The organism is Stenotrophomonas sp. NPDC077421, assembly GCF_049545505.1.
In the GTDB taxonomy this organism is placed as follows: Bacteria; Pseudomonadota; Gammaproteobacteria; order Xanthomonadales; family Xanthomonadaceae; genus Stenotrophomonas; species Stenotrophomonas nematodicola.
In genome coordinates, this window is record NZ_JBMWDP010000057.1 from 1 (window position 1) to 14,991 (window position 14,991).

Annotated in this window: 13 protein-coding genes; 3 read left to right on the top strand and 10 right to left on the bottom strand. The window is 64.6% G+C overall.

From position 1 onward, the window contains the following. The 10 genes from ACPEH1_RS19460 to ACPEH1_RS19505 all read right to left on the bottom strand — a co-directional run. Positions 1-993: type VI secretion system Vgr family protein (locus ACPEH1_RS19460; protein WP_423716237.1), on the bottom strand; the 993-nt coding region annotated here is incomplete at its 3' end. Positions 994-1,214: 221 nt separating this feature from the next. Then, positions 1,215-1,568, bottom strand: a complete 354-nt coding sequence (locus ACPEH1_RS19465) for a hypothetical protein (RefSeq protein ID WP_312711004.1) — start codon at positions 1,566-1,568, stop codon at positions 1,215-1,217. Between the two features lie 24 nt (positions 1,569-1,592). Continuing rightward, positions 1,593-4,322, bottom strand: coding sequence for a type VI secretion system ATPase TssH (gene tssH / locus ACPEH1_RS19470; protein ID WP_423716238.1), 2,730 nt, complete (start codon positions 4,320-4,322; stop codon positions 1,593-1,595). Positions 4,323-4,347: 25 nt separating this feature from the next. Continuing rightward, complete coding sequence (gene tssG / locus ACPEH1_RS19475; protein WP_017356840.1) at positions 4,348-5,439, bottom strand: type VI secretion system baseplate subunit TssG; 1,092 nt, start codon at positions 5,437-5,439, stop codon at positions 4,348-4,350. Further along, positions 5,403-7,238 (bottom strand): type VI secretion system baseplate subunit TssF, encoded by a 1,836-nt coding sequence (gene tssF / locus ACPEH1_RS19480; protein WP_017356839.1) that lies wholly within the window; start codon positions 7,236-7,238, stop codon positions 5,403-5,405. Before tssF ends, tssG begins: the two co-directional genes overlap by 37 nt. A gap of 1 nt (position 7,239) precedes the next feature. Next, positions 7,240-7,731 (bottom strand): type VI secretion system baseplate subunit TssE, encoded by a 492-nt coding sequence (gene tssE / locus ACPEH1_RS19485; protein WP_017356838.1) that lies wholly within the window; start codon positions 7,729-7,731, stop codon positions 7,240-7,242. Between the two features lie 140 nt (positions 7,732-7,871). Next, complete coding sequence (locus tag ACPEH1_RS19490) at positions 7,872-8,369, bottom strand: Hcp family type VI secretion system effector (RefSeq protein ID WP_017356837.1); 498 nt, start codon at positions 8,367-8,369, stop codon at positions 7,872-7,874. A 140-nt stretch (positions 8,370-8,509) separates the two neighbouring features. Then, a complete protein-coding gene (gene tssC / locus ACPEH1_RS19495; RefSeq protein WP_017356836.1) occupies positions 8,510-10,003 on the bottom strand; it encodes a type VI secretion system contractile sheath large subunit in 1,494 nt (497 codons plus the stop codon). A gap of 3 nt (positions 10,004-10,006) precedes the next feature. Next, on the bottom strand, positions 10,007-10,507 hold the full coding sequence (gene tssB / locus ACPEH1_RS19500) for a type VI secretion system contractile sheath small subunit (protein ID WP_017356835.1): 501 nt from the start codon (positions 10,505-10,507) through the stop codon (positions 10,007-10,009). 36 nt (positions 10,508-10,543) lie between these two features. Beyond that, on the bottom strand, positions 10,544-11,173 hold the full coding sequence (locus ACPEH1_RS19505) for a tetratricopeptide repeat protein (RefSeq protein WP_017356834.1): 630 nt from the start codon (positions 11,171-11,173) through the stop codon (positions 10,544-10,546). Between the two features lie 236 nt (positions 11,174-11,409). On the opposite strand from ACPEH1_RS19505, the gene tssJ reads away from it, so the two are divergent. The 3 genes from tssJ to icmH all read left to right on the top strand — a co-directional run bounded on the left by tssJ (position 11,410) and on the right by icmH (position 14,350). Next, positions 11,410-12,036, top strand: a complete 627-nt coding sequence (tssJ, locus tag ACPEH1_RS19510) for a type VI secretion system lipoprotein TssJ (RefSeq protein WP_026070891.1) — start codon at positions 11,410-11,412, stop codon at positions 12,034-12,036. Between the two features lie 188 nt (positions 12,037-12,224). Next, positions 12,225-13,559 (top strand): type VI secretion system baseplate subunit TssK, encoded by a 1,335-nt coding sequence (tssK, locus tag ACPEH1_RS19515; protein WP_017356832.1) that lies wholly within the window; start codon positions 12,225-12,227, stop codon positions 13,557-13,559. After that, positions 13,559-14,350: a type IVB secretion system protein IcmH/DotU gene (icmH, locus tag ACPEH1_RS19520; protein WP_037591511.1), complete on the top strand. Its 792-nt coding sequence runs from the start codon at positions 13,559-13,561 to the stop codon at positions 14,348-14,350. Before tssK ends, icmH begins: the two co-directional genes overlap by 1 nt. The last annotated feature ends 641 nt before the right edge of the window (positions 14,351-14,991 follow it).

Here is a 14,991-nt window from a genome sequence, read left to right on the forward strand (position 1 = left end):
GTCCACACCCGGATGCTGGCCCAACTGGAACTGCGCGCCCGGCACCAGCTGGCGCCAGCTGCCCTGCCCCTCGATGGTGTGCGCGCGCACGCGCAGCGCATCCAGGTGCTGCTGTGCGCGGCGCTGGCCGCGGGCGCTGTCCTGCCAGCCGTACGGGCCGCTGGTGTCGATGTCTTCGCCAGCCGCGCCGTGTGCGGTGTCGGCCTCGGCGCTGGCCTGGCGCAGTTCGAGCGTGCGGTAGTCCCAGCTTGCGCGCGCGACCTTGGTCGTGCACCACCGACGAGCGGTGGACCACTGCTGCACGCTGTCGGTGCGCTCGGTGACATCACTGCGATGGAAGCGCACCGCCCCGAGATCGCGGGCGCCTTGATGGTTGTCCGCCAACACCAGCGTATGGGCGCCCAGCCGGGCGTTGCCGGGGTCGCCGGCATGCTCGAACCAGTAGTAGATGCCCTCCTCGGCGAGCAGCCGCTGGAGGAAGGCCAGGTCCGACTCCTGGTATTGGGTGGTCAGGCTGCGCCGGGCGTACTGGCTGCGGTCAGCCAGCGCCCAGCGCCAGGCCGGCACCAGGCCGGAATAGTCGGCGAAGATGTCCTCGACGATCTCCACCACGCTGCGGTCATGGAACACGTAGCTGTCCACACGCTGGGCCAGGAACGCCAGCCACGGCTGCAGACGCAGGCGATAGCGGGCCAGGCCGCCATTGCTGCCCAGCCGTTCCACCGCGGTGACATGGCCGTGGAAATCGCGCGGCGCGCCGGTGGCCTGCATCTGCAGCAGCACCGGCTGCCCCAGCAGATCGTCGGGCGACATCCGGGCGTCCACTGACAGTGCGGTGACGTCCAGCACGAAACCGGTGCCGTCGATCTGCTCGACGCCACTCAGCGCTTCGGCGACCAGTACATCGCTCCCCAACGATGTCTGCAGTTGCAGCAGGCGCTGCGTCTGCGCCGGTGCCGCGAGCGCGGCGATTATCTTGGTTACCGAATCCATGGTGCTCCCCGCATTCATTTGTCCAGCGACATCTATCGTCTGGTTTGATTTTGATCGACAGCATAGAACACGACTCTCCACGCGATCTTCACCCGTCAATCCTTGCAGGCGTTCTCACGTGGATCGCTATTAAATTGTGATTTAAATCACAATTTACACCGCACTTCCGATACCGGACGCCGCCGCAGTCTGCCTGCGGCGGGCGCCCTATCGTCTATCGGTCACGCCGACTGGGTAATGCGCTCAAGCTGCAGCTTGGTGCCCTCATTCAGCTGCAGGCGGTAGTCGCGTCCACCCGCGCTGACGGCAACTTCCCGTGCATTGCTGACCAGCTGGTTGGCCTTGCCCTGGGCCGGCGCCTGCATGTAGATCCGCCAGCTGCCACGGGTGATCTGCGCCGCCAGGTTGCGCGCATCCTGACGGGCATCCGCGGCCGCACCGTGCAGCAGCTCGACGATATGTTCCGGGCGCAGCCGGTTCCAGGCGCGGACACTGTCGGTGTCGCGGGCCAGGCCCAGGTTCAGGCTGTCGCAGTTGGCAACGGCTTTGGCGCGGTCGAATCCGTAGAAATCCATGTTCGTGTCTCCTATCAAGTCAACTCAGGACAACTTGTATTTGAAGGCGCCGTTCTTCCCTGCGGTCACCTTGATGGCGTTGATCCGGTTTCCTTCGGCCATCGCTGCCAGGACGCTTTCCGCGATCTCTGGCAACAGCGTACCGTTGAGGATGTGATCAACGTTGCGCGCACCGGAATCCACTTCGGTGCAACGCGACAGCACGGCCTCGACCAGGCTGTCGTCCCACAAGAACGTGGCCTTGTGGTTGCCCGCCACACGGTCGCGGATGCGACCGAGCTTGAGCGCGATGATCTGGGCCAGCACGTCGTCGTTGATCGGGAAGTACGGCACGACTTTCATGCGGCCCAGGAAGGCGGGCTTGAAGCTCTTCATCAGCACCGGGCGAAGGGCGTCGCCCAGCGCATCGGCGGTCGGCATCTCCTCGGCGGGCTTGTTCAGGCACGCCTGCATGATCTGCGAGGAACCGATGTTGGACGTGAGGATGATCAGCGTGTTGCGGAAATCGATCTCGCGTCCTTCGGCGTCATCCATCTGGCCTTTGTCGAACACCTGGAAGAACATCTCCAGCACGTCCGGATGGGCCTTCTCCACTTCGTCCAGCAGCACCACGCTGTATGGATTGCGACGCACCGCTTCGGTCAGCACGCCGCCCTCGCCATAACCCACGTAGCCGGGCGGCGAGCCCTTCAGGCCGGAGACGCTGTGCGCCTCCTGGTACTCACTCATGTTGATGGTGATCAGCTTGCGCTCGCCGCCATACAGGATGTCGGCCAGCGCCAGCGCGGTTTCAGTCTTGCCCACACCGGAAGGCCCGACGAACATGAACACGCCGCGCGGCTTGTTCGGGTCTTCCAGCTTGGCGGTCGCGGTGCGTACGCGCTGGGCGATCGCCTCCAGCGCATGGTCCTGGCCGATCACGCGCTCGACCAGCAGCCCGCCAAGGTTGCGCACGGTGCGGATCTCGTCCTTCACCATGCGGCCGAGCGGCACGCCGGTCCAGGCCGACACAATCTCGGCCACCACGCCACCATCGACCTGCAGGGGCACCATCGGGGTCTCGCCCTGCAGTGCACGCAGTTCGCCGAGCAGGCGGTCCAGTTCGGTCTGCTGCGGCGACGCGCTCGCGGCCGCCTTCCTGCCCCGCGCCGGCTTGTCGGCCGCGCCAGGCACATCGGTCGCCGCCTCCGGGCCGGTCGCCTCCATCTGCGCGCGCAGCGCACGGATCTGATCGGCCAGGGCGCGCTCGCTGGTCAGGCGCGCTTCGTTGGTGGCCAGCACGGCCTGCGCGTCGGCCTGCAGCTGACGCAGCTCGCCCAGACGCTCGGCATGGTGGCTGGCGCCGCCGGCGGTTTCCCGCTCCAGCGCCGACAGCTCGGCCGCCAGGCGGTCCAGGTGCTTGCGGGTGTCTTCAATGATCGCCGGCGTCGCGCTCTGGCCCAGCGCCACCTTGGCGCAGGCGGTGTCGAGCACGCTGACGGCCTTGTCCGGCAACTGGCGACCACTGATATAGCGATGTGACAGCCGCACAGCTTCAGTGACCGCTTCGTCCATCACCCGGATGTTGAAGTGCGCCTCCATCAGCCCGACCATGCCGCGCAGCATCGCCGCCGCCAGCGCCTCGGTGGGCTCCTCGACCTTGACCACCTGGAAACGACGGGCCAGCGCCGCATCCTTTTCGAAGTACTTCTTGTACTCGCTCCAGGTGGTGGCCGCGATGGTACGCAGTTCGCCGCGTGCCAATGCCGGCTTGAGCAGGTTGGCCGCATCGTTCTGGCCAGCGGTGCCACCGGCACCGATCATGGTGTGCGCTTCATCGATGAACAGAATGATCGGATGCGGACTCTTCTTGACTTCGTCGATCACGTTCTTCAGGCGGTTCTCGAACTCGCCCTTGACGCTGGCGCCGGCCTGCAGCAGGCCCATGTCCAGGGTGTGCAGCTCCACGCCCAGCAGCACGTCCGGGACGTCCTTCCCGGCGATCCGCCGGGCCAGGCCTTCGACGACGGCGGTCTTGCCCACGCCTGCCTCGCCGGTGAGGATCGGATTGTTCTGGCGGCGACGCATCAGGATGTCGATCACCTGGCGGATCTCGGCGTCACGGCCGATCACCGGGTCGATGCGGTCTTCGCGCGCGCGCGCGGTGAGGTTGGTGGTGAACTGGTCCAGCGCCGGGGTCTTGGACAGGCCGCCCTTCTGCCCATCCACCGCCGCTGCGGTCTCGCCGCCAAGATCGCCCTCACCCGCCCCTGCATCGGCGTTGCGCACGGTCTGGCCGGCTTCCTGCGAGCCCTCGGTGAGCTTGGCGAAGTCATGTTTCAGCGCATCCACCTTGAAGCGCACGAACAGCTTGGAGCCGCGATAGGCCAGCTGCGACAGCTCCGGCTCGGTCATCAGCGCCAGCAGCAGGTGGCCACTCCGGATGCGGCTGGTTTCCGAGTCCAGCGAGGCGATCAGCCAGGCATGCTCGAACAGCTTGGGAATGTGCTGTGAAAACACCGGCGTGCGGCTGTTGCCGGTCTTGAACTGGCTGATCTCGTCGGACAGGTCGCGCTCCAGCGCTTCGGGGGCGATCCCGCAGCGGCGCGCGATCAACACGAAATCGCTCTGCGGCTGCTCCAGCAACGCCAGGAACAGGTGTTCCAGATCAACCTCGTAGTTGCCACGCGACATGCACAGATTGGCAGCTCGCTCGGCGGCCAGACGGCAGGTGTCGTCCAGCTTGCTGATCAGGGTCTTGAGATTGATGCTCATGCGGGGAAACGCGCTCCTTGCTGGTTCATTGCAGTGTATGGATGCCGTACGTGGTGTCCGAACGCGGGCCCTCGGCCGACCGCGAGCACATGTAGCTGTCCCAGCCCAGGCGGGCGCCATTGCCGGCGCCCAGTCCCGAACCACGAACGTCCTGCTGGCGCAGCACCAGCCGCACCTCATATTCCAGCGTGCCACCGGTGAGCAGCGACAACCACTTCGCCAAGGCCTGCTCGGCGCTGCCGCCAGGCAGGAAGTCGTCGAACTGCTCGCGCCGCAGCGGGCCGATGCTCAGCCGCATGCGCAGATCGCGCTGCCATACACGGTCGCCGGCCAGCGCGCTGGAGCCCAGCGATGCATTGGCCTGGCCCAGCCGCGTGGCCTGCCCCGCCGGGACGCGGTACCAGGCACCCACGAACTGCTCCAGCACCAGCGGCACCTGGAAGTAGTCCGCGAGCACGCGCTGCATCAACGCCGCCGACACCGGGCGCTGGCGGATGGCGCCGGCATAGTAGGCAAAGGCCTGGTCGAACACATCGCCGTGGCCGTCCACCAGCCGGTCGCGCAGTTCGTTCATGCCCATGCCGAACAGCGACATGATCAGCGGCAGGAAGCGCTCGCGACGGTCGATCTCGTACTGCAGGGCAAGGCGATGCTTCTTCCAGGCCGCGTAGTGCAGCGACACCGCGCGGGTCGAGAAGATGTCCAGGAACGCCCGGGCGGTACGGTCGCGCTCGTACAGTTCGCGCAACTGCAGGGTCTCGGTGTAGTGCAGCGGCAGCGCACCCGCCGTGCCCAGCAGGCCCATGAAGTGCGGGGTGAGATGCACCTCGGCGAGCGTCTCACCGATCAGCGCTTCGTCGATCGCGGCCGCATCCTCGAGTCGGTCGCCCTGCAACGAGTACGCCACGCCTTCGGCGCTCAGCTCGGTGGCCGGGAAGCCCAGGGACAGGGAGTTGCGGAACCGCACCCGCATGGGCACAGCCTGACCGGACTTCACGCCCTGGCGCTGGAACACCTGCTCCAACAACCGCACCGCCTGGAAGAACTGGAAGCGATGCGGCTCGGCGAGCAGCTGCTGCGCTACGCCAGGATCGATTCGCCGCTTCGCGCCGGACATCGGACGATCTCCTCCCCCGACTCGCTGGAGACCAGCACCAGCCGGGTGAAACTGTTGGCATGCACATACAGTGCAAAGAAGTGATCCATCACCTGGGCGAACGCGGCAATACCGGCCCCCACGAAATGGTTCTCGTTGACGGTGAGTCGGATCTCCAGGCCCCGCACCACCGAGGCAAACTGTTTGCCGGACATCCAGCTGGTCACCGGATGCTGCTCGAGCGCCACCAGCCCGTCGATCTGGCGCGCCGATACGCTGCTGCCGGACAGGTCATACAGGCGCAGCATTTCCTTCAACGCGGTCAGGCCGCTGCCGGTCAGCGACAACTGGTTCAGCGACAGGTGCGAAATCAGTCGCCACTGCGCGTTCTTGCCCTGACGGAAGCGCATCGGGCGGGTCGGCTTGCGCAGCAGGCCGATCGCACGCGCGGGCGTGCCACCCTCCAGACTGAGGTCGCCGCCGGCCACGCCGTGGGCCAGCTGGCTGGGCAGATCGCGGTTGCTGCAGGTCAGCTCCAGGCTCACCGTGTCGGTCTGCGGCACGGTCGGATTGAACGCCAGGTCGACGAAGCTGATCTCCGTCTCGAAGCCGGGGCTCTGGCGTGCGATGTCCTCGTCACGGCGCGCTACCCAGTACTGGCCGGTCCGGTCGGGATCCTCGCCGTGATGCAGCGAATAGAACGGCCGGAACGCCTGGATCACCTCGCCCTGCGGGGTCTGGCGGATGCGGTGCACCGAGTCGATCGAATGCACTTCATAGGCAAACGCGCGTCGTGCATCCGGCAACACGGCGTAATTGACGGTGCGATGGGTCACCCGGATCGGCTCACCGGCCTGGGTGAACAGATTGACGATCGGCGTGCAGCCCAGGCGCACATTGCTCGCGCTCAGCTCTTCGAGCACCAGCTGGTTGCCGCGCTCGGGCGCGCTGGCGTGCAGGATCAGGTGCAGGGTGAAGCTGCGGCTGGCGCCGGCCGTGACCGGCTTGAGGTCCAGATCGACGAACCCGAACTTCTCCGGGTAGGCGAACAGTTCGGTCAGCAGGCGATAGGCCGGATGCGAACGCGCCGGAAAATCGACCAGTGCCTCGTTGTCGGCAAAGCCGACCTGGCGCAGCGGCACGCTCTCCAGCCGGCGCCAGCGACCGCCGCCATCGGCCTCGACATAGGCGACCTTCACGCCGAGCGCCAGCGCGTCGCGCAGCGCAGCGCGCAACGACGGCTCGCCATCCAGGAACAGGCGCAGGGCGTCGGTGCCCAGCGTGTCGAAACTGGCCTGGTCGGACACCAGCCGGACGTTCAACGAGATCTGCGCACCGCTGCCGGCCGGCAGGCTGGTGGCCATCGGTGCCTCGGCGACACCGCGATAGACGGCAGACTGCACCACGACCGGTGCCAGCACCACGTCGTAGGCGGTGCGGAAGCGGCACGACACACCGCGGACCGGGCGGCTCTGCAGCGCCGTGCCGCGCGGCACGGTGATCGGCGCGCTGAGTTTGGCGGACACGCCGTCCATGTCGAAATGCGCGATCGAGCACGACGGGAATGGCCGCAGATAGTGCGGGTACAGCACATCCAGCAGCGCGTCGGTGAACTCGGGATAGTCGTCCTCGATGCGCTTGGAGACGCGCGCACTGAGCAGCGCGAATGCCTCGATGAGGCGCTCGACGTGCGGGTCCTGGCTGCCGTCGGCATTGAGCTGAAGGCGGCCGGCAATCTTGGGGTAGCGGTCGGCGAACTCGCGGCCATAGCGCCGCAGGTAGGCCAGTTCGCGTTCGTAGTAAGGCAGCAGATCCTGCATGTCAGACCGTCGCCTGCTGGCGGCGCATGCGGCTGACCTGGTACTGCAGGGTCGAGGGCTGCAGCATCGCATCGAAACTCACCGGCTCCCGCGCCGGCTCGAGATCGAGCAGCGCATGGATGGTGAAATGCAGCCCACCCCCGAACTGGGAGCCCACTTCCAGGCTTACCCCCACGTTCTTGAGGCGGCGTTCGTGGCGCGCCACGGCCTGCTCCAGCGAACGGCAGATGGCGGCACGGTCATAGGCGTTGGCCAGGCTCATCGCCGAGAAATCGGCCAGCCCGTAGGTCAACAGGGATTGCTTGCAGTTGGGAAACGCCGCCATGTCGTCTTCCTGGAAAGCGGCCCGGGAATTGAGCAGGCCCTCCAGATCGCGCGCGATCGACTCCTTGTACTGCTCCAGCGATACGGACTTGAACACATGCCCTCCCCCGTTGGATTTGGGGGCATCGTCGAACAATTTCTCGAGCAAGCTGGGTTCGAGTCCCTTCATTCGTCATTCCGGTCTGTCTGCGTCCCTGCATCGTGCAGAGGGGCAACACGCGTTGCGGCCGATCCTGGCCGCGCCCGATGTACTGCCAGTGGCGTTTCAGACTGCGATGGCGCGCTAGGCGCCATCGCAGCGACACAACATCAAACGGCGTAGTTCGGAATGTTCTTGGTTGCACTCCACTGCGCCACGGCCTTGCCACCAACGCCGCCTTCCGGCTTCTGCTGCTGGTAGGTCCACTTGATCGCACCAAAGCTCAGCTGGATCACTTCCTGCGGCATACCATCGGAATCGACCGTGGTGGTGACGCGGTGAACCAGCACGTTCAGCAGCTCGACCAGGTAGTAATTGATCGCGTTGCCGTCCTTGTCGGCGCGCATGAACTCGATGCGGGCCTTCGGGAAGGTGGTGCCGTTGGCAGCCGCCTGGTTCAGAGCAGTGGAGGCGAGGTCGATCGACTTGGTGACTTCGATCGGCGACAGGTTCACACGCGCGGCAGTGGTGCCACCCGAGGTCGACGCAGTGGCCGAGCGCGGCTGCAGGAGATCCTGCGAGAAGGACTGGATCTCAATCCAATCCTTGTGCTTGTCGTCGTGGGACTCGCCCTTGATGGTGTCGATGGAAAGAAAAGCGTGCTGCATATCTGGTCTCCTAAGTTCCGGTCTTCCGTGAGATTGGGTGCCGGGATCGCTCCCGGCGGTTCAGGGGGTTTAGCCCTCTTAGAAAAACGTCACTGCAAATCGGGACATCCGTCCCTTGACGCTACAGCAACATCAAAGCGTTACGACTTCTTTGCAGTCGCCGGCAGTTCGGCAACCAGTCGCAACGAAACAGACAGCTCATCGAGCTGGAAATGTGGCCTGATGAACGCCACAGCGCGGTAGACACCGGGCTTGCCCGGCACTTCCGAAACGTTCACAGCGGCTTCGCGCAGCGGGTACTGGGCCTTGGCTTCCTGGGAGGCGTTGTCGTCCAGCAGCACGTACTGGGAGATCCAACGGTTCAGGAATTCCTCGACGTTGCCCGCCGATGCGAAGCTGCCAATTTTCTCGCGCATCATCGCCTTGAGGTAATGGGCGATACGCGAGACGGCGAAGATGTACTGCAGCTGGGCAGACAGGATCGCATTGGCATTGGCCGAATCGGTGTTGTACTTCTTCGGCTTCTGTGCCGACTGGGCGCCGAAGAACGCGGCGTAGTCGGTGTTCTTGCAGTGCACCAGCGGCATGAAGCCGAGGTCACTGAGTTCTTTTTCACGACGGTCGGTGATCGCCACTTCGGTCGGGCACTTCAGCGCGACTTCGCCGTCATCGGTACGGAAGGTGTGCGTCGGCAGGTCTTCGACCAGGCCACCGCCTTCCACGCCGCGGATCGCCGCGCACCAGCCGAAGTCCTCGAACGCGTGGGTCAGGCGCGCGGCCATCGCGTAGGCAGTGTTGCACCACAGGAACTTGCTGTGGTCGCTGGCATCGACGTCTTCAACGAAGTTGAACCCTTCCACCGTGGTCCCGTCTTTCGGGTTGTACGGCAGGCGGCCCAGGAAGCGCGGCATGGTCAGGCCCACATAGCGGCTGTCCTCGCTCTCGCGGAACGACTTCCACTTGGCGTATTCGACGGTGTCGAACACCTTGGCCAGATCGCGCGGCTTGCCCAGGTCGGTGAAGGTCTCCAGGCCGAACATGCTTTCGGACGCTGCCGAAATGAAGGGCGCGTGTGCGGCGGCCGCCACGTGCGACATCTGCTCGATGAAGTACATGTCTTCCGGCTGGCGGCCGACGAAGTAGTCACCCACCAGAGCACCGAAGGGCGCGCCACCGAAGGTGCCGAACTCTTCTTCATAGACCTTCTTGAACAGCGCGCTCTGGTCGAAATCGATCGCCGACTTGAAGTCCTTGACCAGATCCTTCTTCGGCGCGTTGAAGACCTTGATCTTCATGTTCGGGCCGGTGGACGTCTGCTGGCACAGGTAGTGCAGGCCGCGCCAGGTGCTTTCCAGCTGCTGGAACTGCGGCGCATGCATCACCGCGCTGAGCTGCTCGGAGATGATCCGGTCAATCTCGGCGATGCGCGCATCGAGGGTCAGGTTGAGGTTGTCCGACACCACCACGGTGCCTTCCAGCACCTCCTTGGCAAGCTCGGAAATGATGTCCTTGGCACGCTGGTGTTCGGTTTCGGACTTGGCGACCTTGCTCTTCTCGACGATCTGGTCGAGCAGGCCGATCTCCTCGACCGCAGCGGACGCCTGTTCGGCAACACCGGTAGCTTCTGCTGCCATGACTTACTCCTCCTTCCCCGTGCCAAGCTTCTTGAGCTGCTCGGTGTTGTTCAGGACATCGGTCAACAGATCCTCGAGCTTTTCGTTGCCGGCCAGCTTGTTGCGCAGGTCGGCGAGCTTGGTGCGCGATTCGAGCAGCTTGCGCAGCGGCTCGATCTGGTCGACCACGGACTCGGGACGGAAATCGTCGATGGAATTGAACTTCAGTTCCACGCCGAACTCGCCGCCACTGTCGCTGATCTTGTTCGGAACGCGGTACACCGCACGCGGTGCCACGCCTTCCATCACTTCATCGAAGTTGTCCAGGTCCACATTGACGAACTTGCGGTCCTTGACCTTCGGCAACGGCTGCTCCGGATTGCCGCTCAGGTCGCCGAGCACGCCGACCACGAACGGCAGCTCCTTCTGCTCGATCGCGTCGCCCTTCTCGACGTCATAGGTGAGCTGCACCCGCGGGGGGCGGATCTTCTGCAACCGCTTTTGAATGCTGTCCTTCTTGGCCATCGGTGTCTCCTGACTGGGGGCCGTACGAAATGCGGATCAGTTGCCGCCGACGTTCTGGAACGGGTCCGCACCGGCACCGGACGACGCCGGACGCGCGGGTTGCGCTGCCGGTGCCGCGGGCGTGGTCGTACGACGGGCAGCCGGTGCGGTGCGACGACCGGCACGGGTGGCCTTCGGCTTTGCCGGCGGTTCCAGGATGGCTTCACCCATCGTGGTGCGCAGCGTGGTGGCCAGCGTCTGCGCTTCCTTGCGGGCCGTGTCCGAGGCCAGTGCGCCGCGTCCCTGCAGGCGCTTCAGCGACTGGTTGGCGATGCGGAAACCGGCAACGGTCAGCACGCCATCGGCGACAAGGTCGTCCGGATCGCGCTGCAGCACTTCTTCGGCGGCCACGATGGCACGCGCGTAATTACCCTGATCGAACTGCAGCTGCGCGATGCGCACCCACGGTTCCTTGCGGGTCGGATCGGCACGAGAGGCAGCTTCAAAACTCGTGATCGCCGCTTCGGCACCCGCCGTGGTCACCTGCGCTTCGGCGGTCGTCATCGACGTGTCGAAGGGCGGCACCACCGCCTTCTTCGGCGTCGATGCGCATGCCGCCAGACCCGACAGCAGAACCAATGCCAGCATCGGCCGATAGACGGCCTTCCCCTTTTCCTTCACTTTCATGCCAATCCCTCGTAGAAACTCCTAAAGGTAAGACCGGTCCCCGCCGATACTACACACGGGATTCCGTCCCCTACCGCCGCAAGTGTACAACTGCAAATACGCAAGGGTATAGTGAAGCGCATAGATTGCTTCAATGCAACGCCGCAGATTTTCACACCATCTTCCGCGTTCTGCTGTATGCGCAACGGACTTCCGCGCATGAATCACTCTCCCTGTCCTTTTTCGCCCGAGAATGCATGAAGCCTCTCATGAGCCGAAATTTTTGCTTAGGCCGTCACACTCTCTTATGTGTTGTCACGGCGATGTCATTGTCCTTGTCAGGGTGCGCCAGTGGCGGTCTTGGCAAGGCTATGGACAAGACGTTACAAGCCGTTGGCATCAAGGAAGCGGCGCCGGATGCCCCGCCGACCATTCCACTGCGGCTCTATGCCGGCACCAATCTCAATGCCGGCAATGACAAGCGCCCCACCGCCGCGGTGGTGAAGGTCTACCACCTGCGCAGCGCCCAGCGCTTCGAACAGGCCCCGTTCAACGCCTTCCTCGACCAGAACGGCGAGCAGGCCGCCCTTGGCGCGGACCTGCTGTCGGTCAATGAGATCGTGTTGACCCCCGGCGCGCGCCAGGAACTGAAGGAGCAGTTGAGCGAAGGCGCTGCCGTACTGGGCGTGGTTGCCCTGTTCCGCGCGCCGGCCGACAACCGCTGGCGGCTGACATTCGACGGAAAACAGAAGGCGCTGCCAGCCGACGGTATTACCGTGGGAATCCATGCGTGCGCACTGACGACTGACAGCCCGGCGTTGGTCACGCGGCTTTCCGGTGATCCGAGCAGTCTGGCATCCGTGCGCTGCGTCTCTCCTCGCTGAGGGGGTGACTTCATTCTGACGTCAGAATTCCAGCATACGATAGTATCCAAGCCTCGCCTCGCATCAAAAATGTGAGGCGCAGCTCACTTTCACATTCCTGTATTGGGAATGTGTGTGGAAACCTAGCGTTCATCGGGTGCGGTTTGCCTGAAATTTCCAAGGATTGAAATGTGGCGTATGTAAGCAGGATGTCGAAGGTTCTTTGGGGTGAGGGTCTGTTTCTGCGGCCCCAGCATTTCCAGCGTCAGGACGCCTATCACGAGGCACGGCTGCAGGATCTTTCGCTGACCCTGCATCCGTACGCATGGGGCTGCCGCCGCGTGCGTTTTGATCCGCAGGCGCTCAACGGCGGCACGCTGCGCCCGCTGGACATCTCGGCGGTGTTCCCCGATGGCGAGAGCTACGACGCGCCCGTCCACGATGCGCTGCCCGATGCGCTGTCGCTGAAGGACCTGCCGCCCGGCGTGCAGTCCACCGTGATCCACCTCGGGCTTCCCCTGCTGCGCGACGATGGCGACAACTGTGCCGACGCCGACGCCGCGCAGTTGGCGCGCTACCGCCAGGTCAACCGGGCCGCCAACGACCTGTTCACCGATGCGGTGGAGGCCGAACTCGGCTTCCTCGGCAAGGCGGTCAAGCTGCTCACCGACGAGCACCCGCGCGATTCCTACGCCACTGTGGCGCTGGCGCGCATCCGTCGCACCTCCACCGGCGGCTTCGAACTGGATGAGGACTTCATCCCGCCGTGCGCGCACCTGGAAGCCTCGCCCACCCTGCACCGCGAGCTGCGCGGCATCCTGGACTCGTTGCAGGCCAAGGTCGACGCACTGTACGGACTGCACCGCGAGCCCTCCAAGAACATCATCGAATTCCGTTCGGGCGACATCGCCTCGTTCTGGCTGCTGCACACGATCAACTCCTCGTTCAGTGCGCTGGCGCATCTGTACCACCATCCGCAGCTGCATCCCGAGCGCCTGCACCAGGAGCTGCTGCGCATGGCCGGCGCGATGCTGACGTTTTCCAATGCCTACGCGCTCAACGATCTGCCGCGCTATCAGCACACGCAGCCGGAGGCGGGGTTCCGCCAGCTGTTCGACATCATCCGCAACCTGCTGGACACGGTGATCTCGGCGCGCTACTTCAAGATCGCGCTCAACGAGATCAAGCCGTCCTACCACCTTGGACGTCTGGACTCGCAGCGCATCGACGACAACGCCTCGTTCTACCTGGCGGTATCGGCCGACATCCCCGCCCAGGAACTGGTGCAGATGGTGCCGGTCCGATTCAAGGTGGGCGCGCCCGACGACGTGGAGAAGTGCGTGCTTTCGGCACTGCCCGGCGTGAAGCTGGCGCATGCCAACCAGGTGCCGGCCGCGATCCCGGTGCGCCCCGGCAGCCACTACTTCGAACTGGATTCGCGCGGCGCGCTGTATGAGCGGATGCTCAAGGCACAGTCGCTGATGATCTACGTGCCGGCCGGCGTTGCCGATCTCAAAATGGAACTTGTCGCGGTGACCTCATGATGAATTCGCCCCTGCCCCCTACCCCGGGCCCGATGCCTTCGCTCAGCTCGCATGGCGGCATGGCCGCGCCGTCACCGCAGGCGGCCAATCCGCAGAGCCTGCAGGACCTGATGGCCGACGGCTTCTACCTGCTGTTGCTGCTCAAGCGCGGGCAGCTGCCGTCGGATGCCGAAGCGTTCGTGCAGACCGTGCAGAAGTTCCTCGACGGTGTGGAGCGCAATGCCAATCGCATGGGCATCGCCTCCGAGGATGTCTACGCCGCCAAATACGCGTTCTGCGCGGCGGTGGATGAAGCGATTCTGTCCCAGCCCTCGGCGCTGCATGAGATCTGGGAGCGCAATCCGCTGCAGCTGCGCCTGTTCGGCGAGCATCTGGCCGGCGAGCACTTCTTCGACCGGCTGGAGGAACTGCGCCGCCAGGGCGCGCCGCGCCTTCCGTCGCTGGAGGTGTACCACTTCTGCCTGCTGATGGGCTTCGAAGGCAAGTACCGCCTGGAAGGTACCGAAAAGCTCGGCTACCTCACCGCGCGGCTGGGCGATGAGATCGTCTACCTCAAGGGAAAGCGCCACGGGTTCGCACCGCATGCGCTGCCGCCGGACCACATCCGTCACAGCCTGCGTCGCGTTGTTCCGCTGTGGCTGCCCGCCGCACTGGTGGCAGGCTTTGGCGTGATCGGCTTTTTCGGTCTGCGCTTCTATCTGGGTCACGAAACCCAGCAGCGCATGGCGGCCTACAACGACGTTGTCCAGATGCCGCAGCGCACCGCGCACATTACGATCACCCTGCCCTGAGACGGGTGATCGACCCTTCCGCATGACGCCGCACCACCGGCGTCATGCGGATGTCGCGCCGGATCGCGCGCATGCCCGCCACTGCTTCAGGCGCGTGTCGACCTGAGCACAGTGCACTCGAATTCCACCCTGCCACGTTACACGTTGTGGAAACGGCGCTGCTGCTCCCCAATCGGTGTGCGGCGTACCTTCGATGCGATGTCCCTACCCGGCCCCTTGGCAGGTCGCGCCAGTAACTTGCCTCCGACACCGACTCAATATCGTGCGATTCATCACAGTTTCCTGTCTATAATTTGACGCAGCGGCCCCGTGTCGCGCTGAATGCGACAAAATCGACCCACTTCCCGTCTGCGTTGCAGGCACACGTCAGGGGGCGTGCGAAGCCGGTCGGTGAAAGAGCCCGTCAATGGGATTTGTTACTGTTGCCGGGTACATGGACGTGAAACAGGCTCTGCGGGCGTCACGCGGCCGCAGCCTGGCACACGCATCATCACACTCCCTGACAAGAGCCTGTCGATATGGATGTCTCTCGCTCCTCGTTGTTGGCCACCCTTGGCGCTCCCTCCCAGCAGGCGCGCCTGATCCAGCTGCTCGGCCCGGCCTCCGGCCTGGTGGTGGAGCGCTTCGAGGGCCAGGAGGCG

What these genes read in the sequence shown, in the direction of transcription:
- ACPEH1_RS19465 (WP_312711004.1), bottom strand. Translation starts at nt 1,568, where the DNA reads ATGGATTTCTACGGATTCGACCGCGCCAAAGCCGTTGCCAACTGCGAC.
- tssH (WP_423716238.1), bottom strand. Translation starts at nt 4,322, where the DNA reads ATGAGCATCAATCTCAAGACCCTGATCAGCAAGCTGGACGACACCTGC.
- tssG (WP_017356840.1), bottom strand. Translation starts at nt 5,439, where the DNA reads ATGTCCGGCGCGAAGCGGCGAATCGATCCTGGCGTAGCGCAGCAGCTG.
- tssF (WP_017356839.1), bottom strand. Translation starts at nt 7,238, where the DNA reads ATGCAGGATCTGCTGCCTTACTACGAACGCGAACTGGCCTACCTGCGG.
- tssE (WP_017356838.1), bottom strand. Translation starts at nt 7,731, where the DNA reads ATGAAGGGACTCGAACCCAGCTTGCTCGAGAAATTGTTCGACGATGCC.
- ACPEH1_RS19490 (WP_017356837.1), bottom strand. Translation starts at nt 8,369, where the DNA reads ATGCAGCACGCTTTTCTTTCCATCGACACCATCAAGGGCGAGTCCCAC.
- tssC (WP_017356836.1), bottom strand. Translation starts at nt 10,003, where the DNA reads ATGGCAGCAGAAGCTACCGGTGTTGCCGAACAGGCGTCCGCTGCGGTC.
- tssB (WP_017356835.1), bottom strand. Translation starts at nt 10,507, where the DNA reads ATGGCCAAGAAGGACAGCATTCAAAAGCGGTTGCAGAAGATCCGCCCC.
- ACPEH1_RS19505 (WP_017356834.1), bottom strand. Translation starts at nt 11,173, where the DNA reads ATGAAAGTGAAGGAAAAGGGGAAGGCCGTCTATCGGCCGATGCTGGCA.
- tssJ (WP_026070891.1), top strand. Translation starts at nt 11,410, where the DNA reads ATGAAGCCTCTCATGAGCCGAAATTTTTGCTTAGGCCGTCACACTCTC.
- tssK (WP_017356832.1), top strand. Translation starts at nt 12,225, where the DNA reads ATGTCGAAGGTTCTTTGGGGTGAGGGTCTGTTTCTGCGGCCCCAGCAT.
- icmH (WP_037591511.1), top strand. Translation starts at nt 13,559, where the DNA reads ATGAATTCGCCCCTGCCCCCTACCCCGGGCCCGATGCCTTCGCTCAGC.